Origin of the sequence: Bradyrhizobium sp. SK17, from assembly GCF_002831585.1 — a bacterium.
In the GTDB taxonomy this organism is placed as follows: domain Bacteria; phylum Pseudomonadota; class Alphaproteobacteria; order Rhizobiales; family Xanthobacteraceae; genus Bradyrhizobium.
The window spans coordinates 1208472-1233032 of sequence record NZ_CP025113.1; the positions used below are offsets into that span (position 1 = coordinate 1208472).

21 protein-coding genes and 1 tRNA gene are annotated in these 24561 nt (G+C 66.1%); 9 read left to right on the forward strand and 13 right to left on the reverse strand.

The features are described from left to right. The first annotated feature begins 14 nt into the window (after positions 1-14). The 3 genes from addB (at position 15) to trxA (ending at position 7068) form a co-directional block, all read left to right on the forward strand. Positions 15-3161 carry a double-strand break repair protein AddB gene (gene addB, locus CWS35_RS05570; RefSeq protein ID WP_100951212.1) on the forward strand — a complete coding sequence of 1049 codons (3147 nt, stop codon included), beginning with the start codon at positions 15-17 and terminating at the stop codon, positions 3159-3161. Next, positions 3155-6631, forward strand: coding sequence for a double-strand break repair helicase AddA (gene addA / locus CWS35_RS05575; protein ID WP_100951214.1), 3477 nt, complete (start codon positions 3155-3157; stop codon positions 6629-6631). Before addB ends, addA begins: the two co-directional genes overlap by 7 nt. Before the next feature lie 116 nt (positions 6632-6747). Beyond that, positions 6748-7068 carry a thioredoxin gene (gene trxA, locus CWS35_RS05580; RefSeq protein ID WP_016847387.1) on the forward strand — a complete coding sequence of 107 codons (321 nt, stop codon included), beginning with the start codon at positions 6748-6750 and terminating at the stop codon, positions 7066-7068. Between the two features lie 55 nt (positions 7069-7123). Here trxA and CWS35_RS05585 read toward each other — a convergent pair whose 3' ends face one another. From CWS35_RS05585 to aroA, 12 genes are all read right to left on the reverse strand, one after another. After that, entirely contained in the window at positions 7124-7864 is a 741-nt protein-coding gene (locus CWS35_RS05585) for a metallophosphoesterase (RefSeq protein ID WP_100951216.1), read from the reverse strand. Between the two features lie 48 nt (positions 7865-7912). Continuing rightward, the gene (locus CWS35_RS05590; RefSeq protein WP_245439022.1) at positions 7913-9157 is read right to left on the reverse strand and encodes a folylpolyglutamate synthase/dihydrofolate synthase family protein; all 1245 of its coding nucleotides are present in this window, start codon (positions 9155-9157) and stop codon (positions 7913-7915) included. Between the two features lie 95 nt (positions 9158-9252). Next, complete coding sequence (gene accD, locus CWS35_RS05595; RefSeq protein ID WP_024584338.1) at positions 9253-10194, reverse strand: acetyl-CoA carboxylase, carboxyltransferase subunit beta; 942 nt, start codon at positions 10192-10194, stop codon at positions 9253-9255. Positions 10195-10298: 104 nt separating this feature from the next. Continuing rightward, complete coding sequence (trpA, locus tag CWS35_RS05600) at positions 10299-11135, reverse strand: tryptophan synthase subunit alpha (protein ID WP_100951220.1); 837 nt, start codon at positions 11133-11135, stop codon at positions 10299-10301. Then, positions 11132-12349 carry a tryptophan synthase subunit beta gene (trpB, locus tag CWS35_RS05605; RefSeq protein ID WP_100951222.1) on the reverse strand — a complete coding sequence of 406 codons (1218 nt, stop codon included), beginning with the start codon at positions 12347-12349 and terminating at the stop codon, positions 11132-11134. The genes trpA and trpB overlap by 4 nt, the downstream gene beginning before the upstream one ends. After that, a complete protein-coding gene (locus CWS35_RS05610) occupies positions 12346-13005 on the reverse strand; it encodes a phosphoribosylanthranilate isomerase (RefSeq protein ID WP_100951224.1) in 660 nt (219 codons plus the stop codon). Before CWS35_RS05610 ends, trpB begins: the two co-directional genes overlap by 4 nt. Before the next feature lie 75 nt (positions 13006-13080). Next, positions 13081-13467: a lipopolysaccharide assembly LapA domain-containing protein gene (locus CWS35_RS05615; RefSeq protein ID WP_024584333.1), complete on the reverse strand. Its 387-nt coding sequence runs from the start codon at positions 13465-13467 to the stop codon at positions 13081-13083. 74 nt (positions 13468-13541) lie between these two features. Beyond that, entirely contained in the window at positions 13542-13871 is a 330-nt protein-coding gene (locus CWS35_RS05620; protein WP_024584332.1) for an integration host factor subunit beta, read from the reverse strand. 174 nt (positions 13872-14045) lie between these two features. Continuing rightward, positions 14046-15023: a signal peptide peptidase SppA gene (gene sppA, locus CWS35_RS05625; RefSeq protein WP_100951226.1), complete on the reverse strand. Its 978-nt coding sequence runs from the start codon at positions 15021-15023 to the stop codon at positions 14046-14048. Positions 15024-15278: 255 nt separating this feature from the next. Further along, a complete protein-coding gene (gene rpsA / locus CWS35_RS05630) occupies positions 15279-16988 on the reverse strand; it encodes a 30S ribosomal protein S1 (protein ID WP_024584330.1) in 1710 nt (569 codons plus the stop codon). A 392-nt stretch (positions 16989-17380) separates the two neighbouring features. Further along, positions 17381-18010, reverse strand: a complete 630-nt coding sequence (cmk, locus tag CWS35_RS05635) for a (d)CMP kinase (protein ID WP_024584329.1) — start codon at positions 18008-18010, stop codon at positions 17381-17383. Beyond that, positions 18007-19344, reverse strand: a complete 1338-nt coding sequence (gene aroA / locus CWS35_RS05640) for a 3-phosphoshikimate 1-carboxyvinyltransferase (RefSeq protein WP_168226274.1) — start codon at positions 19342-19344, stop codon at positions 18007-18009. The genes cmk and aroA overlap by 4 nt, the downstream gene beginning before the upstream one ends. Positions 19345-19490: 146 nt before the next feature. Between aroA and CWS35_RS05645 the strand changes: the two genes are divergently transcribed. From CWS35_RS05645 to CWS35_RS05655, 3 genes are all read left to right on the forward strand, one after another. Continuing rightward, complete coding sequence (locus tag CWS35_RS05645) at positions 19491-19898, forward strand: TIGR02300 family protein (RefSeq protein WP_024584327.1); 408 nt, start codon at positions 19491-19493, stop codon at positions 19896-19898. Between the two features lie 97 nt (positions 19899-19995). Continuing rightward, positions 19996-20071 (forward strand) — tRNA-Ala (locus CWS35_RS05650). 157 nt (positions 20072-20228) lie between these two features. Continuing rightward, positions 20229-20465 (forward strand): GIY-YIG nuclease family protein, encoded by a 237-nt coding sequence (locus CWS35_RS05655; RefSeq protein WP_100951230.1) that lies wholly within the window; start codon positions 20229-20231, stop codon positions 20463-20465. A 12-nt stretch (positions 20466-20477) separates the two neighbouring features. Here the strand turns inward: CWS35_RS05655 and CWS35_RS05660 are convergent, their stop codons facing one another. Continuing rightward, a complete protein-coding gene (locus CWS35_RS05660; RefSeq protein ID WP_024584325.1) occupies positions 20478-20939 on the reverse strand; it encodes a MarR family winged helix-turn-helix transcriptional regulator in 462 nt (153 codons plus the stop codon). A 162-nt stretch (positions 20940-21101) separates the two neighbouring features. On the opposite strand from CWS35_RS05660, the gene CWS35_RS05665 reads away from it, so the two are divergent. From CWS35_RS05665 to ugpB, 3 genes are all read left to right on the forward strand, one after another. Further along, the gene (locus CWS35_RS05665) at positions 21102-21527 is read left to right on the forward strand and encodes an organic hydroperoxide resistance protein (protein WP_024584324.1); all 426 of its coding nucleotides are present in this window, start codon (positions 21102-21104) and stop codon (positions 21525-21527) included. Between the two features lie 211 nt (positions 21528-21738). After that, positions 21739-22944: a CaiB/BaiF CoA-transferase family protein gene (locus CWS35_RS05670; RefSeq protein WP_024584323.1), complete on the forward strand. Its 1206-nt coding sequence runs from the start codon at positions 21739-21741 to the stop codon at positions 22942-22944. A gap of 281 nt (positions 22945-23225) precedes the next feature. Beyond that, positions 23226-24542, forward strand: coding sequence for a sn-glycerol-3-phosphate ABC transporter substrate-binding protein UgpB (gene ugpB, locus CWS35_RS05675; protein WP_100951232.1), 1317 nt, complete (start codon positions 23226-23228; stop codon positions 24540-24542). Positions 24543-24561 lie beyond the last annotated feature (19 nt).

Genomic DNA, 24561 nt, shown 5'->3' on the forward strand with positions numbered 1-24561 from the left:
GAATCAGGCAGCTCATGCGCGTTTTCAGCGTTCCCGTTTCCGTGCCATTCCTGCGCACCGTCATCTCGGCGTTGGTCGATGGCCGGCTGGTTGCGGGATTCGAGGCGCGCAACGATCCGGCCAAGCTCGCCAACGCGACGCTGTATCTGCCGACCCGCCGCGCCGGCCGGCTGGCGCGCGAAATCTTCCTCGACGTGCTCGATTCCGATGCCGCGGTGCTGCCGCGCATCGTTGCGCTCGGCGACATCGACGAGGACGAGCTGGCTTTCGCCGACCAGACCGACGATGTCGGCGGCGCCGCGCCGCTGGAGATTCCGCCACGGCTCGGCGAGCTCGAGCGGCGGCTGACCTTGGCGCATCTGGTTGCCGCCTGGGCCAAGACGCCGGTGTCAGCGCCGCTGGTGGTCGGCGGCCCCGCCTCCACCTTGCAGCTCGCCGGCGACCTGGCGCGGCTGATGGATGACATGGTGACGCGCGGCGTCGACTGGCGCGCGCTCGACCGCCTGGTGCCGGACCAGCTCGACAGGTACTGGCAGCATTCGCTCGACTTCCTGCGCATCGCGCGCGACGCCTGGCCGAACTACCTCAAGGAGATCGGCCGGATCGAGCCCGCGGCGCGGCGCGATATTCTGATCGAGGCGGAAGCGGCGCGGCTCGCCGCGCATCACGCAGGTCCGGTGATTGCGGCCGGTTCGACCGGCTCGATGCCGGCGACCGCCAAATTCCTCCACGTCGTGGCGAAGCTGCCGAACGGCGCCGTGGTGCTGCCCGGGCTCGACACCGATCTCGACGAAGCGTCCTGGGACACGATCGGCGGCGAGCGCGGCGACGATGGCCGCTTCACCCTGCCGCCGTCGTCGAACCATCCGCAATTCGCGATGCACGCTTTGCTCGACCGCTTCGGCATCAAGCGCCGCGATGTCGAGAACCTTGCCGCCCCCGCGCCGCTCGGCCGCGAGGTGCTGGTGTCGGAGACGATGCGTCCGTCGACCGCGACCGCGCAGTGGCACGACCGGCTCGAAAGGCCCGAGATCGTGGCGCGGATTTCCGCCGGGATGACCAACCTCACCGTGGTGGAGGCGCCCAACCCCGAGATGGAGGCGCTGGCGATCGCGGTCGCGATGCGCGAAGCCCGGCATCTCGGCAAGTCAGCCGCGCTGGTGACGCCGGATCGCGCATTGGCGCGCCGCGTGATGGCTTCGCTGACGCGCTGGAAGCTGGAGTTCGACGATTCCGGCGGCGACGCGCTGATGGAAACGTCGGCCGGCGTGTTCGCCCGCCTCGCCGCGGAGGCCGCGGCCAAGGGACTGGAGCCGCCGACCCTGCTCGCGCTGCTCAAGCATCCGCTGTTCCGGCTCGGCGGCGCGCATGGCGCGCTGCGGCGTGCGATCGAGGTGCTGGAAATCGCGCTGCTGCGCGGCACGCGACCGCAACCGGGGACCGGCGGACTTGCGCGCGACTTCGCGCGCTTCCGCGCCGAGCTGGTCAAGCTGCATGGCGGCGAGACCTCGTCGCTGCACGCGATGGAGCCGCGCGCCCGGCTGCGCGACGACGAGCTCAATCAGGCCGAGCACCTGATCACCAGATTGCAGGCGGCGCTGGCGCCGCTCGAACGCATGGCGTCGTCGAAACAACATGATTTCGCCGAGCTGGCGGCGCGCCACCGCGAGGCGCTGATCGCGCTGTCGGCCGACCATGACGGTGTCGCCATCGTGTTCGAGGAGCGCGCCGGCGCGGCGCTGGCCTCTGCCTTCGACGAGCTGCTCGCCAAGCAACAGCCGAGCGGGCTGATGACTCCGCTGTCGGATTATCCCGAGGTGTTCCAGACCGCGTTCGCCGACCGCATGGTGCGGCGGCCGGAATCGGCACGCGCGCAGCTCAACATCTTCGGGCAGCTCGAGGCGCGTCTGACCGAATCCGATCGCGTCATCCTTGGCGGCCTGGTCGAGGGCGTCTGGCCACCGGCGCCGCGGATCGATCCGTGGCTGAGCCGGCCGATGCGGCACGAACTCGGGCTCGATCTTCCCGAGCGGCGCATCGGCCTGTCCGCGCACGACTTCGCGCAACTGCTCGGCCATGACGAGGTGATCCTCACCCATGCCGCCAAGGTCGGCGGCGCGCCGGCGGTCGCCTCGCGCTTCCTGCACCGGCTCGAAGCGGTGGCGGGCGAAGCGCGCTGGAAGGCCGCGACATCGGCCGGCGAAACTTACGTGCAATATGCCGCCGAGCTCGACCGGCCCGACAAGGTCGAGCCGATGCCGCAGCCGGAGCCGCGGCCGCCGCGCGAGGCGCGGCCGCTGAAGATGTCGGTTACCGCGATCGAGGACTGGCTGCGCGACCCCTACACGATTTACGCGCGCTATATCCTCAAGCTCGATCCACTTGATCCCGTCGACATGCCGCTGTCGGCGGCGGATCGCGGCTCCGCGATCCACGAATCGCTCGGTGAATTCACGCAGGTTTACGCCGACGCGCTGCCTGACGACATCAAGAGCGCGTTGCGCGACATCGGGGCCAAGCATTTTGCGCCGCTGATGGAGCGGCCGGAGGCGCGCGCGCTGTGGTGGCCACGCTTCCAGCGCATCGCGGCGTGGTTCGCCGAATGGGAGCAGGCGCGGCGCGGCGGCATCGACGCCATCAAGGCCGAGATCCGCGGCGAGATCGGCATTCCGCTCGACGATGCCAGGACATTTGTGCTCTCCGCGCGCGCCGACCGCATCGAGCGGCGCGACGACGGCAGCTTTGCGATCCTCGACTACAAGACCGGCCAGCCGCCGACCGGCAAACAGGTGCGCATGGGGCTGTCGCCGCAGCTGACGCTGGAGGCCGCGATCCTGCGCGAGGGCGGCTTCGCCGACATTGCGGCCGACTCTTCGGTCGGCGACCTCGTCTATGTCAGACTGAGCGGCAACAATCCGCCGGGCGAGCAGCGTTCGCTGGAATTGAAGATCAAGACCAGCGACACGCCGCAGCCGCCCGATGAAGCCGCCGACAGCGCGCGGCGCAAGCTGGAAGCCCTGATCCGCGCCTTCGACGACGAGAACCAGGCCTACACCTCGCTGAACCTCTCGATGTGGGCGAACCGCTACGGCGCCTATGACGACCTTGCGCGGATCAAGGAATGGTCCGCCGCCGGTGGCCTGGGGATCGAGGAATGGTGAAGGCGCCCCGCCCTATCCCGCCCGCGGTGCGCGACGCGCAGGCCCGCGCATCCGATCCGAAGGCCTCGACCTTCGTGTCGGCCAATGCCGGCTCGGGCAAGACGCATGTGCTGGTGCAGCGCGTGATCCGCCTGCTGCTGTCGGGCGTGCCGCCGGAGAAGATCCTCTGCATCACCTTCACCAAGGCCGCCGCGGCCAACATGGCCGAGCGCGTGTTCACGACGCTCGGCCATTGGGTGACGCTCGATGACACAGGTCTCGATGCCGCGATCCGCGAGGCCGGCATCGCCCATCCATCCGCTTCGCTGCGGCGCGAGGCACGAAAACTGTTTGCTTGCGCGCTGGAGACGCCCGGCGGCCTGAAGGTGCAGACCATCCACGCGCTGTGCACCCGGCTGCTGCAACAATTCCCGTTCGAGGCCAACGTGCCGGCGCGCTTCGCCGTGCTCGACGACCGCGACCAGAACGAGATGATGGAGCGCGCCAATCTCGCCGTGTTCCTGGAGGCGTCGCGGATTCCCGACAGTGCGATCGGCCGCGCGTTGCGCACGGCGATGGCGAATGCCGCCGACGTCACCTTCAAGGAGGTGGTCCGCGAGGCCTGCCTCAGCCGCGACCATTTCATGGCCTGGACCGATGCCGCCGGCAACGCCACGGCCGCCGCCGCGCAGATGTCGGCGGCGCTCGGCGTTTCCACCGAGGATCGGATCGAGGACGTCGAGCGCGAGATCGTCGACGGGCCGAACCTGCCGCGATCGAGCTGGAAGGAGATGGCGACGCTGCTCGACACCAGCAGCAAGGCGGATCAGAAGCAGGCCGATCGGTTGCGGGCGGCGCTGACCTTCACCGGCGCGGCGCAGGTCGACGAATATCTCGGCGTTTTCCTGACCGACGACCGCGCGCCGCGCGCCTCCGTCATCACCAACAATTTCATCAAGAAGAATGCGGTCGCGGGCAACAGGTTCGAGGCCGAGATCGATCGCCTCGGCCCGTTGATCGAACGGCGCCGTGCGGTGGTGGCGCGCGACCGCACCGAGGCGCTGATCCATATCGCGACCGCGGCGGCGGCGCATTACCGGCGCGAGAAGCTGGAGCGCGGCCTGCTCGACTATGACGATTTGATCGACAAGACGCTCGCGATGCTCGACCGCGTCTCGTCGGGCTGGGTGCATTACAAGCTCGACCGCGGCGTCGATCACGTGCTGATCGACGAGGCCCAGGACACCAGCCCGCGGCAATGGGACATCGTCGCGCATATCATCTCGGAGTTCACCTCCGGTGCCGGCGCGCGCGACGGCCTGGTGCGCACGGTGTTTGCGGTCGGCGACGAGAAGCAGTCGATCTTCTCGTTCCAGGGCGCGGCGCCACGCGAATTCGACCTGCGCCGGCGCGAGCTGAAGCGGCGGTTCGAGGAGGCCGGGCTGAAATTCGATCCGGTATCGTTCACCTATTCGTTCCGCTCCGGGCCGGTGATCCTGCATTCGGTCGATCACGTGTTCCGCGAGCAGGAGATCTTCCGCAGCATCCATGCGGTGGAGAACGGCTATCCGATCCACAACGCGATGACTGACGCCGGCCCCAGCCTGATCGAGTTGTGGGACCTCGCTGTTGCCGACGACCGCCAGGACATCGAAGGCTGGCGCGCGCCGTTCGACGGCGTCGCGATGACCAGCCCCGAGGTGAAGCTGGCGCGGCGCATCCAGGCCGAGATCAAGCGCCTGGTCACCAGCGGCACCATGACCGGCAGCGCCGGCGGGCGGCGGCCGTTGCGCTATGGCGACATGCTGATCCTGGTGCGGCGGCGCGGCAACGCCTTCGACGCGGTGATCCAGGCGCTGAAGCACGCGGGCATTCCGGTCGCCGGCGCCGACCGGCTGAAGCTGACCGAGCACATCGCGATCATCGATTTGATGCACCTCGCCGACGCGCTGCTGCTGCCGCAGGACGATCTCGCGCTCGCGGTGGCGCTGAAGAGCCCGCTGTTCGGCCTCGACGACGACGATCTGTTCAAGCTTGCGTATCAGCGCCGCGGCTCGCTGCGCGCGGCCCTGGCCGCGCAGGCCGCGACCGACGAGCGATTTGCGGCCGCGCTGCGGCGGCTCGAACACTGCGAACGTCGCTTCACCCAGGAGACGCCGTTCGCGTTCTATGCCTGGCTGCTCGGCGGCGACGGCGGGCGGGCCCGCATGCTGCGCCGGCTCGGCCACGAGGCCAATGACGCGCTCGACGAGTTCCTCGAACTCGCGCTGAGCTATGAGCGCAAGGCGCCGGCCTCGCTGCAAGGCTTTATCGCCTGGCTGCGCGCCGCCGATACCGAGGTGAAGCGCGACATGGAGATCTCGCGCGACGAGGTCCGCGTCATGACCGTGCACGGCGCCAAGGGCCTCGAAGCATCGGTGGTGTTCCTGGTCGACACCACGACCTCGCCATCGGATACCCAGCGGCTGCGGCTGATCCACCTGCCGCAGGGCAATGCCGCGCCGAACGCACCCGGCGTCGTGGTGTGGGCCGGCAAGAAGGCCGAGGATCCGCCCGCCGTCGCCGACGCGCGCAAGGCGATGCTCGGCGACACCGAGGACGAATATCGCCGCCTGCTCTATGTCGCGATGACCCGCGCCGCCGACCGCCTCATCGTCGGCGGCTGCATGCCCGGCAACATGAACACGGTGCGGAAATCCTCCTGGTACGATCTGATCACCAAGGGTCTCGCCAATGCCGGGCTCAGGCTCGAGGAACTGGAGACGCCGGCCGGCAAGGTGATGCGCTATTCGCGGCCGGATGACGCGGGCGACCTCACCGGCGCACCTGCGACGGCAGCCACAGCGTCGATTGCGCTGCCGTCCTGGCTGCGCACCGCAGCCGCCCCTGAAGCGGCCGCCGCGGGCGTGCTGCGTCCGTCCGATCCCGCCGATGACGACGGCCACAAGATACGATCAGGCGAATCGGTGCTGTTGCGCGCCCGCGCCCTGCAACGCGGCACGCTGGTGCATCGCCTGCTGCAATCGCTGCCCGACATCGCCCTGGAGCGGCGGCTCGGCGCAGCGCTCGGCTATCTCGGTCGCAACGCCGATGGCTGGAGCGAGGACGAGCGCGCGGCGCTGGCCCGGCAAGTGGTCGCCCTCACCGTCGATCTGCGCTTCGCGCCGGTATTTGCCCCCGGCAGCCGTGCCGAGGTGTCGATCGTGGGCCGGCTGGAGCGGCCGGGACAGCCCAAGGCGCTGGTCTCGGGCCAGATCGACCGGCTGGTGGTGACCCCGAATGAGGTCCTGATCGTCGATTTCAAGACCAACCACACCCCGCCGAAGACCGCCGCCGAGGCCCCCAGGGGCTATATCCGGCAGCTCGCGCTGTACCGTGCGGTACTGGCGAAGCTTTATCCCCAACGGATCATCCACGCCGCCCTGCTCTGGACCGAAACCCCTGAAATGATGGAGATTTCCGCCTCCGCGCTGGACGCCGGGCTGGCATAAGGTCATGTCGGCGTGAGCAAGCTTGACCCGGCAAGGGGGCGTTCATACGTTTGCCCCATGCTCCCGGGCGCGATTCTCCGCGGCGCCCTTTTGTCTCAACTGAACGAGGTACTCCCATGGCCGTTGGCAAGGTTTCTGACGCCGATTTCGAAGCCGAGGTGCTCAAGGCGACCGGGCCGGTGGTCGTCGACTTCTGGGCCGAATGGTGCGGCCCCTGCCGCATGATCGCGCCCGCTCTCGATGAGATTTCCGGCGCGATGGGCGACAAGGTCAAGATCGTCAAGCTCAACGTCGACGAGAGCCCGAAGACCGCGTCGAAATATGGCGTGATGTCGATCCCCACCCTGATGATCTTCAAGGGCGGCGAGATGGCGTCCCGTCAGGTCGGCGCTGCGCCGAAGGCGAAGCTACAGCAGTGGATCACCGCTGCGGTCTGACCCGGTTTGAATTAGCTGATTTGCGACACGGCCGGCGAAAGCCGGCCGTTTTGTTTTACCTGATCCATCCGGTCGCGAGCGCCGAGGCGAGTTCGGCCTCGCCATTGCGCCGTGCCAGCGCCGCCATCGCGGCGTGGTCGTAGGGGATGTGGCGGAAGGTCACGTCCCAGTCGCCATCGATCTGTTCGAGGATGGCGTAGCGCGCATCGGGCGAGCCGGCTTCCACGACATGCGGATGCGGCTTGCCGGCGCGGTAGCCAGGCGAGCCGACGCTGCCGGGATTGACGATCAGCCGGCCGTCGCCAAGCCGCACCACGCGCGCGAGATGCGTGTGCGCGCACAGGATCAGCGACTGCGTCACGCCGGCCGCTTTCGCTGCGATCGCTTCCAGCGGAGACATCAGCACCTCGCCGCCCGGCAGCACGGTGTCGAGCCAGTAGGTCTCGTCATCCTGCGGTGTCGCGTGACAGAGGAAGACCTCGTCGCGATAGACCGCATTCGCCGGCAGCGTGCGCAGCCAATCGAAATGCTGCGGCTCGAGCTGGGTGTAGGTTCGCCGCTCCCAGGAGCCCATCTTCTCGTGCGGGCGATCGATCAGATAGCGGTCGTGATTGCCGAGCAGATGGACCGCATCGAGCGCCATCAGCCTATCGATGGTCGGCCGCGCGTCGAGCGGGCCGCTCACCATGTCGCCGAGATCGACGATGTCGGAAATGCCCTGCGCGCGAATGTCGGCGAGCACCGCTTCGAGCGCGAGATGATTGCCGTGAATGTCGGCGATCGCAGCAAATCGCATGATGTCTCGTCCTCCCACATGCGCGCCGCATCCGGGACGCGCGACCACTTATGCAGGAGGCGTGCCGTTGGCCGCAAGCACGGGGCCGGCCAGATACAATGAGCCGGTGATCAGGATGCGCGGCGGCACCTCATAGGCCAGCATCGCGAGCCGTTGCAGCGCGGCGTCGACGTCGGGTGCGATCTCGACACGCATGCCTAGCGCGCGCGCGGCATCGGCAAGCTTCTCCGGCGCCATGCCGTTGTCGCGGCCGGGCACCGGGACCGCGATGATGTGGCGGGTCAAGCCGGCGAAATTGGCGAGGAATGCGCCGGCATCCTTGTTGGCCATCATGCCTGCGATCACGACCAGCGGCCGCGACACGCGCTCCTCGAGATCGCCGAGCGCGGCGGCCGCAACCCGGCCGCCCTCGGCATTGTGGCCGCCATCGAGCCAGACCTCGGAGCCCTGCGGCCCCTGGCAGACCAGCGTGCCGGAGACCAGCCGCTGCATCCGCGCCGGCCATTCCGCATTGACGATACCGGCCTCGAAGGCGGCGATATTGAGCTTGAACGTCTCGATCGCGCGCAACGTCGCGATCGCAAGGCCGGCATTGTCGAACTGATGCCGGCCGAACAGTTTTGGCGCGGCGAGATCCATCAGGCCGCGTTCGTCCTGATAGACCAGCCGGCCGCGCTCGACGCCGACATGCCATTGCTGGCCGGCGGCATGCAGCGGCGCCCGCATGCGGTGCGCCTCCGCCTCGATCACTGCCATCGCATCGGGCGCCTGCTCGGCGCACACCACCGGCACCTTGCGCTTGATGATCGCGGCCTTCTCGCCCGCGATCAGGGCCAGCGTGTCGCCGAGGAATTCCATGTGGTCCATGCTGACCGGCGTGATCACCGAAGCCAGCGGCGTCTCGACCACATTGGTCGAATCCAGCCGGCCGCCGAGGCCGACCTCGAGCAGCACGACATCGGCCGGATGCTTGGCGAACAGGCAGAACGCGACCGCGGTTTCCATCTCGAAAATGGTGATGGGATTGCCGGCGTTGATGCGCTCGCAATGCTCGAATGTCGCGCGCAGCTCGTCGTCGCCGACCAGCTTGCCGCCGCCGACCGCGCCGAGCCGGTAGCATTCGTTGATCCGCACCAGATAGGGCGAGGTGAAAACGTGCACCCGCAGGCCCGATGCTTCCAGGATCGCGCGCAGATAGGCGACCGTCGAACCCTTGCCGTTGGTGCCGGCGACATGGATCACCGGCGGCAGCTTGCGCTCGGGATGATCGAGCTGCTCCATCAGGCCGTGCATCCGATCGAGGCTGAGATCGATGCGCTTGGGATGCAGCGCCGATATCCGCGCGATCAACGCCTCGAACGGGGCCTGCGATGGGGCGGCGCCTGCGGTCACGCGTGCGGCGCGGCCGGCACCGTCTCCGGCGCCGTGACGATCTGGGCCGGCTCGTTGACCGGTGTTGCGGGCTTCGATGCGGTTTCCAGCGCCGGCGATTTGGTGAACAGGCGGCACAGCCGCGCCAGCGTCGCCTTCATGTCGTGGCGATGCACGACCATGTCGACCATGCCGTGCTCGCGCAGATATTCAGCGCGCTGAAAGCCTTCCGGCAGCTTCTCGCGGATGGTCTGCTCGATCACGCGCGCGCCGGCAAAGCCGATCAGCGCGCCGGGTTCGGCGATCTGGACGTCGCCGAGCATCGCATAGGAGGCGGTGACGCCGCCGGTGGTTGGATTGGTCAGCACCACGATATAGGGCTGGCGCGCCTCGCGCAGCATCTGCACGCCGACCGTGGTGCGCGGCATCTGCATCAGCGACAGGATGCCTTCCTGCATCCGCGCGCCGCCCGATGCTGCGAACACGATGAAGGGTGATTTCTTCTCGACCGCGAGCTCGAGCCCGCGCACCATCGCTTCACCCGCGGCCATGCCGAGCGAGCCGCCCATGAAGTCGAAATCCTGCACCGCGACCACGACGCCGGCACCTTCGAGCTTGCCGTAGCCGACCTTGACCGCGTCGTTCAGCCCGGTCTTGGTCCGTGCATCCTTGATGCGGTCGACATATTTGCGCTCGTCGCGGAACTTGAGCGGATCGGCCGTCACCTCGGGCAGCGCGACATCGAACCAGGTCTCATTGTCGAAGATCGACTTCAGCCGCGCCACCGCGCCCATGCGCATGTGGTAGTTCGAGCCGGGAATCACGAACTGGTTGGCCTCGACGTCCTTGTAGAACACGAGCTGTCCGGAATCCGGGCACTTGATCCAGAGATTCTCCGGCGTTTCGCGACGCAGGATGTTGCGGATCTTCGGCCGGACGACGTTGGTGAGCCAGTTCATGGTTCGCTCCGAAATGCGGGTCGGTCCCGCATCAGCTGGATATATGGCGGGCCGGGCGAACCCGGCAAGCCGCCGTCTGCGGCCTTGTTGCCGCAAAATGTGGCTTATTCAGCGGCCTGCTTGGCGCCCCGGACCCCCTGGGCCAGCGCGGACACCAGGTCCGCGACCGCGCTCACGGTCTTCGGCGTCGCGCGGCCCTCGGCATCGAGGCTGCCCTTCAGGGCGTCGACCAGCGCGGTGCCGACCACGGAGCCATCGGCGCTCTCGGCAATCGCACGCGCCACATCCGGCGTCCGGATGCCGAAACCGACACAGACCGGTAGCGCGGTGTGCCGCTTGATGCGCGCCACGGCCGCTCCAACGACCTTCGAATCGGCCGCAGCGCTGCCGGTGATTCCGGTGACCGCGACGTAGTAGACAAAGCCCGAGGTGTTGGCGAGCACCGCCGGCAGCCGCTTGTCGTCGGTGGTCGGCGTCGCCAGCCGGATGAAGTTCAGCCCGGCCTTGATCGCGGGGATGCAGAGCTCGGTGTCTTCCTCCGGCGGCAGGTCGACGATGATCAGGCCATCGACGCCGGCGGTCTTGGCATCGGCCAGGAAGCTGTCGACGCCGTAGATGTAGATCGGATTGTAATAGCCCATCAGCACGATCGGAGTGGCGTTGTCCTCCTTGCGGAAGTCGCGGACCATCGCGAGCGTCTTCTTCAGCGTCATGCCGCCCTTGAGCGCGCGCAGCCCGGCGGCCTGGATCGACGGGCCGTCGGCCATCGGATCGGTGAACGGCATGCCGATCTCGATGACGTCGGCCCCGGCCTTCGGCAGCGCCTTGAGGATGTCGAGCGAAGTTTTCGGATCGGGGTCGCCAGCCATCACGAAGGTGACGAAAGCGGAGCGGCCCTGCTGCTTCAGCTCGGCGAAACGTGCGTCGATACGGGTGCTCACTTCTGCCTCGCCTTCAAGATGTCGCCGACCTGCGGCACGTCCTTGTCGCCACGGCCCGAGAGATTGACCACCATCAGGTGATCTTTCGGCCGCTGCGGCGCGAGTTCGGACAATTTCGCGATCGCATGCGCGGATTCCAGCGCAGGAATGATGCCTTCGAGCCGCGACAGCAGCTGGAACGCGGCCAGCGCTTCTTCGTCGGTCGCCGAGAGATATTTCACGCGGCCGGTCTCGTGCAGCCAGGCATGCTCGGGGCCGATGCCGGGATAGTCGAGACCCGCCGAGATCGAATGCGCTTCCTCGATCTGGCCGTCGGCGTCCATCAACAGATAGGTGCGGTTGCCGTGCAACACGCCGGGACGCCCGCCGGCGAGCGAGGCCGCATGCAGCTGCGTCAGCCCGTGGCCGGCCGCCTCGACCCCGAAGATCTCGACCGAGGGATCATCGAGGAACGGATGGAACAGGCCCATCGCGTTGGAGCCGCCGCCGATGCAGGCGATCAGCGAGTCCGGCAGGCGGCCTTCGGCCTCATGCATCTGTGTGCGCGTCTCGTTGCCGATGATCGACTGGAAATCGCGCACCATCATCGGATAGGGGTGCGGGCCCGCGACCGTGCCGATGCAATAGAAGGTGTTGTGCACGTTGGTGACCCAATCACGCAGCGCATCGTTCATCGCGTCCTTCAGCGTGCGCGCGCCGGACTGCACCGGGACCACCTTGGCGCCCAGCATCTCCATGCGGATCACGTTCGGCTGCTGCCGCTCGACATCGACCGCGCCCATGTAGACCACGCATTCGAGTCCGAACCGCGCGCACAGCGTCGCCGTCGCCACGCCATGCTGGCCGGCGCCGGTCTCGGCGATGATGCGCTTCTTGCCCATGCGGCGCGCGACCATGATCTGGCCGAGCACGTTGTTGACCTTGTGCGAGCCGGTGTGGTTGAGCTCCTCGCGCTTCAGATAGATCTTGGCGCCACCGAGATGCTCGGTGAGCCGTTCGGCGAAATACAGCGGCGACGGCCGGCCGACATAGTCCTTCAGATAGACGTTCATCTCGGCCTGGAACGCCGGATCGGCCTTGGCGTCGGCATAGGCCTTTTCAAGGTCGAGGATCAGCGGCATCAGCGTTTCCGCGACGAAGCGTCCGCCGAAAATGCCGAAATGCCCGCGCTCGTCGGGACCGCTGCGGAAGGAATTGGGCAGGTTTTGATTCATCGAACCATCAGTTCTTGGGTTGCGCGCGCGGCGCGGATGAAGGCGCGGATCAGCTCGGGATCCTTGACGCCGGGCACGCTCTCGACGCCCGACGAGACGTCGACGCCGCCGGCACGGGTGACCCGGACGGCTTCAGCGACATTGCCGGCGTTGAGCCCGCCAGAGACCATGTAAGGCAGCGCCAGATCGAGATGTTCCAGCACATGCCAATCGAACGGCGCGCCGAGACCGCCCGGCCGCGTCGCATCCTTCGGCGCGCGGGCATCGAACAGAATGCGGTCGGCGACGCTGGCATAGCCCGGCAGCGGCGCCAGATCGGCCGAGGTCTCGACCGGCAGCGCCTTCATCAGTGGCAGGCCGAATTTCTGCTTGATGTCGCGCAGCCGCGCCGTGGTCTCCTTGCCGTGCAGTTGCAGGATATCCGGCCGCAGCGTCTCGACGATATTTTCCAGCGTCGCGTCGTCGGCATCGACGGTCAGCGCGACCTTCACGGCGCGGCCCTTGGCCTGTTTGCCGAGCTCGCGCGCGGTCTCGAGGCTGATATGGCGCGGCGACGGGGGAAAGAACACGAACCCCACCATGTCCGCGCCGCCGTCGAGCGCGACGTCGAGCGTCTCGCGCGTAGACAGGCCGCAGATTTTGACGAGCAGGGGCATGGTCTCGAAACGGGTCTCAAAACGGGCTTTTGGGCGGCCGGAACCGGGATGAACCGCGTGCCGACGGGGCGGGTTCTACAACGTCGCGCCCTGCTTGTCTCGCCCGTTGGGCCCGTAAAAACCGAGCTGGGCCGGAGCCGGGCGGCGCTGCGCGTCGTCCCGGGAGGCAGCCGCCCTGAGATCGGCGAGCTCGGCGCGAACGTGGCGGGCGTCAGCCTCGTGCTGGCGGGCCGCGCGACGCCAGCGCCCCTGCTTGAACCAGGTCGCCACGCCGCCCGCGATCACGCCCAGGATCGCGGAGACGATGATGACGACGAACAGCGGCAGTGTGACCGCAACCGTCGGCGTCACAGAGTTGAACGGATCAAACGACACCGTCACCCAGTGACGGTTGGCCACCGCGAAGATCAGGAAGATCAGTCCAAGCGGAATGACGACCACTGCCGTGAAGAACTTTCGCATGACCATCTCTCGCAGCGATGGAGAAAGTACGGGCGCATCACCCGCAACACGGCAACGGCGACGCGTCAGCCCTGTTAAGCGTCAGCCTTGGACGCGTCGATCTTGGAGGCTTCCGCCTCGGTCACGTCGCGATTGAGGCGTTCGCGCATTTCCTTGCCGGTCTTGAAGAACGGCACGCTCTTCTGGTCGACCGGCACGTGCTCGCCGGTGCGCGGATTGCGGCCGGCGCGCGCCGGGCGATGCTTCACCGAGAACGCGCCAAAACCACGCAGTTCGACGCGGTCGCCACGCGCCAGCGCCGCAACGATTTCATCGAGAATCGCATTCACAATGTTCTCGACATCCCGCTGATAGAGGTGCGGGTTGTGCTCGGCGATACGCTGAACAAGTTCGGATTTGATCATCGAAAATGGGATCCCGGCTCTTGCGGAGAACCATTTCCGTGAAAATGCCGTGCACTGTCAAGACGCTAAATCGATTTAGGGCGCCGTGAAATCGCGTGACAAATAGCCCAATTGGGGCATGCGGCGATTCCCGCAGAGCGGGAATTCATCGGAGAACACGCCTTTGACAATCGTTCAGTTGGTTCCCGCCGGGCTCCACAGCGCCAGCATGCCGTCGAGCCCGAGCCGGTCGACCGCCTGACCCACGCCACCCTGCTCGATCCGCCGCGCAATGGCGCCCAGGCCCAATGCATCGAGCGTGACCGACGCTGCGGTGCGCAGGAAGGTCAGGTCGCTGAATCGCGGATTAAGGCTGTAATTGCGCACCGGAAGGTCGCTTTTGACCTTCTTCTCCGCAACCAGCCAGGCGATCGCGGTCTTCTCGTCGCCGAGCTGATCGATCAACTTGAGATCGACCGCCTGGCGGCCGGTGAAGACGCGCCCGTCGGCGACTTTCTCCAGAAGAGCGTCGTCCATGCCGCGCCGTTCCTTCACCAATCCACGGAACCATGCATAGGAGTCCTTGACCAGACCATCGATCGCCGCGCGGGCCTCCGGGCTGGTCGGCTCGAAACCATTGGGCGCCGCCTTCAGCGGTGAAGATTTGATTTCTTCCATCTTCACGCCGACGGTCTTGAGCAATTCAGAAACGTTCGGAAACTGGAACAGCACGCCGATCGAGCCGACCAGCGAGGTCTGCTGGGCGACGATATGATCGGACGCGATCGCCGTGATGTAGCCGCCGGAGGCAGCCAGTCCCTCGACCACGACGACGAGCGGCTTCTTCGCCTTCAGCTGCATCAGCGAGTCGTAGAGCTGCTCGGAGCCCGCGGTGGTGCCACCGGGCGAATTGATGTGCACGACAACCGCCGCGTAGCTCGACTTGCCGAGCCGCTCCAGCGCCTCGACGCGCTCCTGGTCGCTGCGGATCAGCCCTTCGATATTGATCCGCGCGATCGCGTTCGACGTCGAGAAGGCGCCACGCCCGCCGGCGGCGATCACACCGACGCCGACGATCGCCGCGATCGCGATCACCGCAGCGGCGACACGCCAGAATGTCAGCTTGCGCCTGATACGGCGGCGGTCGACGATCACGTCCGAATCCAGCGACATCCGATCTCTCCAGGGATGGTCAGCGCGCAACCCGCGTTTTGCAGTCACAGCGTCACTATCAGCTTAGCCAGATACATCAATTGCGACGCAATATGAAGAAAACAAGGCTCGCCGCAGGCGCTACGTTCGTAGTGAAACCACAGCCCGGATGGAGCCAACGGGGGCTACGGGCTCCGGTATTGCTGCGCACGGCCTCAAACAAAAAGGCCCCGGCTTGCGCCGGGGCCTGATCGATCGCGTCGGATGAGCCAACGCTTACTTGTCGTTGCCGCGATTCTTGAGCGCGGTGCCGAGGATGTCGCCGAGTGTCGCACCCGAATCGGAGGAGCCGTACTGGGCGATGGCTTCCTTCTCTTCGGCGACTTCGAGCGCCTTGATCGACACCTGCACCTTGCGGGCCTTCTTGTCGAACTGGATGACGCGGGCATCGACCTTCTCGCCGACGGCGAAGCGTTCGGCGCGCTGGTCGTTGCGATCGCGGGCCAGTTCGGAGCGCTTGATGAAGGTGGTGAACTCGGTGCCCGAGATCCGGACCTCGATGCCGCTTTCCTTCACTTCGAGCACTTCGCAGGTCACGACCGCGCCCTTCTTGACGTCGCCCGGCTCGGCGAAGGGGTCGCCTTCGAGCTGCTTGACGCCGAGCGAGATCCGCTCCTTCTCGACATCGACGTCGAGCACCACGGCCTTGACCATGTCGCCCTTCTTGAAGTTGTCGATGACCTGCTCGCCCGGAAGCTTCCAGTCGAGGTCGGAGAGATGGACCATGCCGTCGACATCGCCGTCGAGGCCGAGGAACAGACCGAACTCGGTCTTGTTCTTGACCTCGCCTTCGACCACCGAGCCGACCGGGAACTTCTCGACGAAGACTTCCCAGGGATTGCGCATGGTCTGCTTGAGACCGAGCGAGATGCGGCGCTTGACCGAATCCACTTCCAGCACCTGCACTTCGACTTCCTGCGAGGTCGAAACGATCTTGCCGGGGTGCATGTTCTTCTTGGTCCACGACATCTCGGAGACGTGGATCAGGCCTTCGATGCCCGGCTCGAGTTCGACGAACGCGCCGTAGTCGGTGATGTTGGTGACGCGGCCGGTGAAGCGGGCACCCAGCGGGTACTTGGCTTCGATGCCCTGCCACGGATCATCCAGCAGCTGCTTCATGCCCAGCGAGATGCGGTGCGTCTCGTGGTTGATCTTGATGATCTTGACCTTCACGGTCTGGCCGATGGTCAGCACCTCGGTCGGGTGGTTGACGCGGCGCCAGGCGATATCGGTCACGTGCAGCAGGCCGTCGATGCCGCCGAGATCAACGAACGCACCGTAATCGGTGATGTTCTTGACCACGCCGTCGATCACCTGACCTTCTTCGAGGTTCTGCACCAGCTCCTGGCGCTGCTCGGCGCGGGTCTCTTCGAGAACCGTGCGGCGCGACACCACGATGTTGCCGCGGCGGCGGTCCATCTTGAGGATCTGGAACGGCTGCGAATTGTTCATCAGCGGCGCAACGTCGCGGATCGGACGGATGTCGACCTGCGAGCGCGGCAGGAAGGCCACCGCACCGTCGAGGTCGACCGTGAAGCCGCCCTTGACCTGGTTGAAGATGACGCCGTTGACCTTTTCGTTGTTCTGGAACGCCTTCTCGAGCTTGCCCCAGCTTTCCTCGCGGCGCGCCTTGTCGCGCGACAGCACGGCTTCGCCGAGCGCATTCTCGATACGGTCGAGGAACACCTCGACGGTGTCGCCGACCTTCAGATCGCTTTCACGGCCGGGGCCAGCGAATTCGCGCAGCGCGACGCGGCCTTCGGTCTTAAGGCCGACGTCGATGACGGCCATGTCTTTCTCGATCGCAACAACCTTGCCCTTGATGACCGAGCTTTCCTGCAAATTGCCGCCGGCAAAGGACTCATCAAGCATCGCCGCGAAATCGTCGCGGGTCGGGGAATAGGAAGACGCAGAATTCGAAACCATTTGTTCTCCAGGTGCGGGATCTCGCCGGCCGTTCGGGTTGATGGGCGCACCGCACGTGAAGTGTCAGGGTTCCGCAAACCCTGACGACCGCTCGTTGCGGGAGGTGCAACAGCGGGCCGGCAGTAAAACTGCACGCTCGGTACGTTTGATAGTCCGGAGCCTGAAGCGAAAATATCGACTGCAAGACCTGGGAGCGGGCGTTCCTCCAGATGCGGCGTCAGTTTTGCTTGAGGATGGCTCAAACCCGGCGCCGGCCCGCTCAGACACGGCCTCGACATGGTCGATGGTGGTCCGAACGGCGCTGATATAGCCCTGAGGCCTGCTTTCGGCAAGCAGGAAATGCCCCATTTTGCTGGGTTTTCGGGCCGAAAGGGCGTTTTCGCGCCGGCACCCTAGCGCCTGGCGCGCGCGGCCTCGACGATGGCGATGGCGGCGCGGACCCCGGCCTCGATGTCGAGGTTGGAATTGTCCAGGGTGTGGGCGTCGGGGGCCGGCCGCAACGGCGCAACGGTACGGTTCTGGTCCCGTTCGTCGCGCTTGAGAATGTCGGCGAGCACCGCGGCCTCGTCGGCGTCCTCGCCGCGGGCCCGGGCCTCCAGCGTGCGCCGGCGTGCCCGCACCTGGGGATCGGCGACCACGAAGATCTTCACGTCGGCGTCGGGGCAGATCACGGTGCCGATGTCGCGCCCATCCAGCACCGCACCGGGCGGATCGGCGGCGAACTGGCGCTGGAAGCTGACCAGCGCCTCGCGCACCTTGGGAAAGGCCGAGACGACCGATGCGCCCTCACCGACCTTCTGGGTCTTCAGGATCGGATTGCCGAATTTCTCGGGGTCGAGCTCGAGTGCCACGGCCACCGCCAGCGCCTCATCGTTGAGGTCGGCGCCCTGCGCCATCATCGCATAGGCCACCGCGCGGTAGATCACGCCGGTGTCGAGATGCCGATAGCCGTAATGGTGGGCAAGCCGCTTGCCGAGCGTGCCCTTGCCGGAGGCGGCGGGTCCGTCGATGGCGATGATCATGCGAAGTCGGCTCCGAGCGTGCGCATCATCGGGATGAAGTCTGGAAAACTGGTGGCGATGAAGCCGGTGTCGTCGATCTTGACCGGCTGATCCGCGGCACAGCCCATCACCAGCGCCGACATCGCGATGCGATGATCCATGTGGGTGGCAACCAGGCCGCCGCCCGGAACATGGCCGCGGCCCTCGACGATCAGATCGTCGCCGGAGACCTCGACCTTGACGCCATTGACGCGCAGCATGTCCGCGGTCGCTTCGAGCCGGTCGGACTCCTTGACCCGCAGCTCCTGCAGGCCGCGCATGATCGTGGTGCCTTCGGCGAAGGCGGCGGCAACCGCGAGCACCAGATATTCGTCGATCATCGACGGCGCGCGCTCCGGCGGCACCTCGACGCCCCTGAGCTTCGAGGCACGCACACGTAGCTGCGCCATCGGCTCGCCGGCATCGCCGCGCACGTCGCTCTCCTCGATCGAGGCGCCCATCTCGCGCAGCGTGGTGAACAGGCCGGTACGCAGCGGGTTGGTCATGACGTCGGCAAACACCACGTCGGACCCCTCGACAATCAGGGCCGCCACGATCGGGAACGCCGCGGAAGATGGATCCGCCGGCACCACGACATTGGCGCCATGCAACTCGGGCTCGCCGTTCAGCGTGATCCTGCGGCCGTGGCTGCCTTCCTTCTCCGACGTGATCTCGGCGCCGAAATGCTTCAGCATCAACTCGGTGTGGTCGCGGCTCGCTTCCTGCTCGATGACCGTGGTGATGCCGGGCGCGGACAGGCCGGCCAGCAGCACCGCCGACTTGATCTGGGCCGAGGCGACCGGGGTCTTGTAGACGATCGGCACCGGATAGCGGGCGCCATGCAGGGTGAGCGGCAGCCGGCCGCCCTCCTTGATATCGCTGGTGCGGGCGCCCATCAGCTCGAGCGGATCGAGGATGCGGCGCATCGGCCGCGACCGCAGCGAGGCATCGCCGTCGAAGACGGCCGCGATCGGACAGCCCGCCACCGCGCCCATCACCAGCCGGCAGCCGGTGCCCGAATTGCCGAAATCGAGCGGGCCGGCGGGCTGGGCGAAGCCACCGACGCCGACGCCTGCGACCGACCAGGTGAACGGCGCCGTGCGCTCCACCTTGGCGCCCAGCGCGCGCATGGATTTCGCGGTATTGAGGACGTCCTCGCCCTCCAGAAGGCCGGAAATGCGGGTTTCGCCGACCGAAAGCGCCCCCAGGATCAGGGCGCGGTGGGAAATCGACTTGTCGCCGGGAACGCAGACCTTGCCGGCCAGGGGGCCGCAAGCGCGCGATTCCAGCGGGGTGGGGGTGTCAGAATGGGCCAAGATCGTGTCCTCTCGCGCCGCGGCAGGTATCACATGGGCAACACCGCGTCACGCGCCCGTCACTTGCGCGCAAACCGCTATTGACAGCGGCTCCTCAACTAGCCAAGTGAAGCACCGTTTTTCAGCAAAATTCTGGGATGACCACGTTGGCCAAGTCCGAGCTCGGAACCAAGCGCATTTGCCCGACCACGGGCAAGAAGTTCTACGACCTCAACAAGAATCCGGTGATTTCACCCTACACCGGTGAGGTCGTGCCGATCGCGCCCGTCGCGCCGCCGCGGGGCCGTGGCGCCACCGTCAATTCGCCCGCGACCGCCGCCGACATGCCGGAGCCCGCCGAGGCGGAAGAAATGGTCTCGCTCGAGGAGGCCGATGCCGAGGAGAACACCGGCAAGGTCAAGGCCCAGGTTCCCGAATCCGAGGACGATATCGAGGTCGATGAGACCATCGATGACGATGATGACGACGATTCGACCTTCATCGCCGACGAGGAAGAGGGCGATGAGGACGTCACCGACATCATTGGTGACGTCGGAGGCGACGAAGAGACTTGAGATCGCCGCCGATCTGTGATCAACGGTGCATCCTCCGGAGTCGCCTAGGACCCGGAGGCCGGGCAGGATCCTGAGGGGTCCGCCCAAACTGGACTAAGGGGCCATAGCTCAGCTGGGAGAGCGCTTGCATGGCATGCAAGAGGTCGGCGGTTCGATCCCGCCTGGCTCCACCAGCCTTCGCTCGCTTCGCGAGCTACGGCTCGGCAAGCCCGGGAAGTCCCTCGTAGCGAAGTGAGCGAAGGCTGCCGCGGCGTAGCCCGAAGGGCGAAGCCGGGCTCTCACCGAAATTCAGATGCGTTAGCATCGACCCCATCAATTCGTGGGGGTCCGATGAAATACGTCTACATCCTCGAGAGCGTTGACTGCCTGCACTTCTACGTCGGGCTTACCGACGATCTGCGCGCCAGACTTGCCAAACACAACGCTGGCGAAGTGCCGCATACATCGAAGTATGGGCCTTGGCGGCTGAAGACCTATATTGCCTTCAGCGACGAGAAGCAGGCTGTCGCGTTCGAGAAGTACCTTAAATCCCACTCCGGCCGCGCCTTCGCCAAGAAACGCCTCTAACCGTCGCCGCCCCTACTCCCCCAGCACCGCGTTCAGCCGGTCGCGCAGCGCGACGATCTCGTCCTTCATCGCCAGCAATTCCCCGACCGAGCAGTCCGACGCCGCCAGGATCGATTGCGGGACGGCCTTGGCTTTCTCGCGCAGCGCGTGGCCCTGCGCGGTCAGCGCGATCAGCACCACCCGCTCGTCCGCGGTGCTGCGGGTCCGCTTGATCAACGCCGCCGCCTCCAGCCGCTTCAGCAGTGGCGTCAGGGTGCCGGAATCCAGGAACAGGCGCTCGCCGAGGTCCTTCACCGGCACGTCGTCGCGCTCCCACAGCGCCAGCATCACCAGATACTGCGGATAGGTCAGCCCGAGCCGGTCGAGCAGCGGCTTGTAGACGCGGTTGAAGGCGTGCGCGGTCGAATAGACCGCAAAGCAGATCTGGTTGTCGAGCCGCAGCGCCTGATCGGCCGCCGTCTGTTTCCTGACCATGATTCCGATCGAATCCATCCCGTTTCCGGGTCATTCTGGGCTCGCGGGACCGCGAATTCAATTGCGAACAATTAAATGTGAGGCTGCGCATTTTGCATTGTGTACAATTCAATTGTATGCGATAGATCGATCGTCGAATTCAAACCCGAGGGAGAGACGACCATGTCAGTGAACGTGCTCTACAAGACCAGCGCCAAGGCAACCGGCGGCCGCGACGGCCATGCGGCAACGCTCGACGGCGCGCTCGACGTCAAGCTCACGACCCCGAAGGAGCTCGGCGGCGGCGGTGGCGCCGGCAACAATCCGGAGCAGCTGTTCGCGGCCGGCTATGCCGCCTGCTTCATCGGCGCCATGAAGTTCGTGGCCTCGCAGGGCGGCCCCAAGGTTCCCGCCGACGCCGCGGTGACCTCGACGGTCGGAATCGGCCCGCGCTCGGAAGGTGGCTTCGGCCTTGCCGTCGACCTCGCCGTTTCGCTGCCCGGCCTGTCCCGCGCCGACGCCGAGGCGCTGGTCGAGAAGGCCCACCAGGTGTGCCCCTATTCCAATGCGACCCGCGGCAATGTCGACGTCAAGCTGACCGTCGTCTAATTCAGTTCTCGCCAATGGTCCGCCACGCCTTCCCGCGTGGCGGACTATTTGTTTGCATTCGAGATGCCAGTTCGCGTCTTGCGATTCGTTGAGCGAACGCGCGCCGCCTGCTGCATGGGCCTGCGCCGAGGGAAGCATTGCTGCCCCGGCTGAAGACCGCTAGCTCTGGGATCCTCGTATTTCCGATCCCAACTGAGCGAAGGTTGTTTCCATGAATACCCCTGCGGCTACGGGCGCGATGACCGGCCTGCGCGTGATCGATCTGACGCGCGTGCTCGGCGGTCCGTATTGCACCCAGATCCTCGCCGACCACGGCGCCGACGTGATCAAGGTCGAGCCGCCCGCCGGCGACGAGGTGCGCGACTGGGGCCCTCCGTTCCATGAAGAAGATGCGGCCTATTTCGTCGGCATCAACCGCAACAAGCGCTCGATCGGCCTCGACCTCGCCTCCGAAGGCGGACGCGCGGTGCTGATGAAGATGCTCGAGACCGCCGACGTGCTGATCGAGAATTTCAAGCCGGGCACGCTCGACAAATGGGGCATCGGCAACGACGTGTTGCGCGAAAAATTTCCGCGCCTGGTGCATTGCCGGATCTCCGGCTTCGGCGCCGACGGCCCGCGCGGCGGCAATCCCGGTTATGATGCAATCATCCAGGCCATGACCGGCATGATCGCGGCCACCGGCTCGCCGGAGAGCGGCCCGATGCGGATCGGCGTGCCGCTGGTCGACATCACCACCGGCCTCTATGCGGCGATCGGCATCCTGATGGCATTGTCGGAGCGGCAGCGCTCCGGGCTCGGCCAGTTCCTCGAGACCACGCTGTACGAAACCGGGCTTGCGATCATGCATCCGCACACCGCGAACTATTTCATGCATGGCAAGCCGCCGTCGCTGACCGGCAACGAGCATCCGAACCTCGTGCCTTACGCGATCTTCCCGACCAAGACCGACAACATCTTCATCGGCGTCGGCAATGACGGCACCTTCCGCAAGCTGGCGAAGGAGATCGGCAAGCCCGAGCTCGGCACCGATCCGCGCTTTGCCCGCAACAAGGATCGCATCGCCAACCGCGATGCGCTGCGCGTCGAGCTTGCCGCGGTGTTCAGCCAGCACGAGGCCGAGCCGCTGTGCAACCGGCTGCTCGCCGCCGGCCTTCCGGCCGGCCCGGTGCAGAAGATCGACCAGGCGCTGACCAACCCGCACACCATCCATCGCGGCGACGTCATCGAGAAGGATTGGTACAAGGGCGTCGCCTCGCCGATCCGGCTCGAACGCACCAAGCCGAACCTGCGCCGCACGCCGCCGAAGTTCAGTCAGCACGCAGCGGAGGTGCTGGGCGAGTTCGGCTACTCCAGGGATGAGATCAACGGCCTGGTCGACAAGGGCGTGGTCTGCGGTCCCCAGCGCAAGCGCTAAAAGCGTTTTCGAGCGAAGTGGGCACCGGTTCGCGTCAAGAAAACGCGTCAGAATGAGAGCGCCGGTTCGTATCGAACCGGCGTGATCAAGTCACCCTGCGGTGCAACGTCGCGTTCGGCGTTGCACCGCGAGGCGCCGGCGGCAATCTCCGCCTTTTTTACCGCTTCCCTTTGTCGCGGCTTCCCCCCTACGATGGCTTTCGTTTATACGGTCATTTGAACGTCATCCGGCGCTGATAACGCGCGCAACGAAAGATGGTGTTCCAACCGGGAGGGGCTTTGATGATTTTCCGACGACTTGGCGCTGCTGCGGTAGCCGCTGCTACGCTTGCATTCGCGTCGCCTGCATTTGCGGTGACCGAGATCCAGTGGTGGCACGCGATGACCGGCGCCAACAATGACGTCATCGTCAAGCTGGCCAACGACTTCAACGCCTCGCAGTCCGACTACAAGGTGATCCCGACCTACAAGGGCGGCTACGCCGACACCATGAATGCCGGCATCGCCGCGTTCCGTGCCGGCAACGCGCCGGCCATCATGCAGGTGTTCGAAGTCGGCACCGCGACCATGATGGCCGCCACCGGCGCCGTCAAACCGGTCTACAAGCTGATGGCCGACGCCGGCGAGAAGTTCGATCCGAGCGTCTATCTGCCCGCGATCACCGGCTACTACTCGACCTCGAAGGGCGAGATGCTGTCGTTCCCCTTCAACTCGTCGTCGACCGTGATGTGGGTCAATCTCGACGCGCTGAAGAAGGCCAACATCGCCGAGATCCCGAAGACCTGGCCGCAGGTGTTCGAGGACGCCAAGAAACTGAAGGCGGCCGGCTACACCACCTGCGGCTTCTCCGGCTCGTGGGTCACCTGGGTCAATCTCGAGCAGCTCTCGGCCTGGCACAACGTGCCGCTCGCCAGCAAGGCCAACGGCCTCGACGGCTTCGACACCGTGCTCGAATTCAACGGCCCGCTACAGGTCAAGCATCTCGAGAACCTGGTCGAGCTGCAAAAGGACAAGACCTACGACTATGCCGGCCGCACCAACACCGGCGAAGGCCGCTTCACCTCGGGTGAGTGCCCGATCTACCTGACCTCGTCGGCCTTCTTCGGCAACGTCAAGGCGCAGGCCAAGTTCAACTTCACCGCTGCGCCGATGCCGTACTATCCAGACGTCAAGGGTGCGCCGCAGAACTCGATCATCGGCGGCGCCTCGCTGTGGGTGATGGGCGGCAAGTCGGCCGAGGAATACAAGGGCGTGGCCAAGTTCCTGACGTTCCTGTCGGACACCGACCGCCAGGTCTGGATCCACAAGGCCTCGGGCTACCTGCCGATCACCAAGGCGGCCTACGCCAAGGCCAAGGAAGAGGGCTTCTACAAGGACCAGCCCTATCTCGAGACCCCGCTGCTCGAGCTCACCAACAAGCCGCCGACCGAGAATTCCCGCGGTCTGCGCCTCGGCAACATGGTGCAGCTGCGCGACGTGTGGTCGGAGGAAATCGAGCAGGCGCTGGCCGGCAAGAAGACTGCCAAGCAGGCGCTGGACTCGGCCGTCGAGCGCGGCAACCAGATGCTGCGGCAGTTTGAAAAGACCGCCGTCCGCTGACATGATGGTTTGATGTCAT

Bases quoted from the DNA above. Each gene is read 5' to 3' on its own strand.
- CWS35_RS05610 (WP_100951224.1), bottom strand. From the start codon at position 13,005: ATGCCCCTGCTCGTCAAAATCTGCGGCCTGTCTACGCGCGAGACGCTC.
- rpsA (WP_024584330.1), bottom strand. From the start codon at position 16,988: ATGGTTTCGAATTCTGCGTCTTCCTATTCCCCGACCCGCGACGATTTC.
- addA (WP_100951214.1), top strand. From the start codon at position 3,155: ATGGTGAAGGCGCCCCGCCCTATCCCGCCCGCGGTGCGCGACGCGCAG.
- CWS35_RS05615 (WP_024584333.1), bottom strand. From the start codon at position 13,467: ATGCGAAAGTTCTTCACGGCAGTGGTCGTCATTCCGCTTGGACTGATC.
- CWS35_RS05665 (WP_024584324.1), top strand. From the start codon at position 21,102: ATGTCAGTGAACGTGCTCTACAAGACCAGCGCCAAGGCAACCGGCGGC.
- trpB (WP_100951222.1), bottom strand. From the start codon at position 12,349: ATGAATCAAAACCTGCCCAATTCCTTCCGCAGCGGTCCCGACGAGCGC.
- trxA (WP_016847387.1), top strand. From the start codon at position 6,748: ATGGCCGTTGGCAAGGTTTCTGACGCCGATTTCGAAGCCGAGGTGCTC.
- CWS35_RS05655 (WP_100951230.1), top strand. From the start codon at position 20,229: ATGAAATACGTCTACATCCTCGAGAGCGTTGACTGCCTGCACTTCTAC.
- addB (WP_100951212.1), top strand. From the start codon at position 15: ATGCGCGTTTTCAGCGTTCCCGTTTCCGTGCCATTCCTGCGCACCGTC.
- ugpB (WP_100951232.1), top strand. From the start codon at position 23,226: ATGATTTTCCGACGACTTGGCGCTGCTGCGGTAGCCGCTGCTACGCTT.
- cmk (WP_024584329.1), bottom strand. From the start codon at position 18,010: ATGATCATCGCCATCGACGGACCCGCCGCCTCCGGCAAGGGCACGCTC.
- accD (WP_024584338.1), bottom strand. From the start codon at position 10,194: ATGAACTGGCTCACCAACGTCGTCCGGCCGAAGATCCGCAACATCCTG.
- CWS35_RS05660 (WP_024584325.1), bottom strand. From the start codon at position 20,939: ATGGTCAGGAAACAGACGGCGGCCGATCAGGCGCTGCGGCTCGACAAC.
- CWS35_RS05670 (WP_024584323.1), top strand. From the start codon at position 21,739: ATGAATACCCCTGCGGCTACGGGCGCGATGACCGGCCTGCGCGTGATC.
- sppA (WP_100951226.1), bottom strand. From the start codon at position 15,023: ATGTCGCTGGATTCGGACGTGATCGTCGACCGCCGCCGTATCAGGCGC.
- CWS35_RS05590 (WP_245439022.1), bottom strand. From the start codon at position 9,157: ATGCACGGCCTGATGGAGCAGCTCGATCATCCCGAGCGCAAGCTGCCG.
- CWS35_RS05585 (WP_100951216.1), bottom strand. From the start codon at position 7,864: ATGCGATTTGCTGCGATCGCCGACATTCACGGCAATCATCTCGCGCTC.
- CWS35_RS05620 (WP_024584332.1), bottom strand. From the start codon at position 13,871: ATGATCAAATCCGAACTTGTTCAGCGTATCGCCGAGCACAACCCGCAC.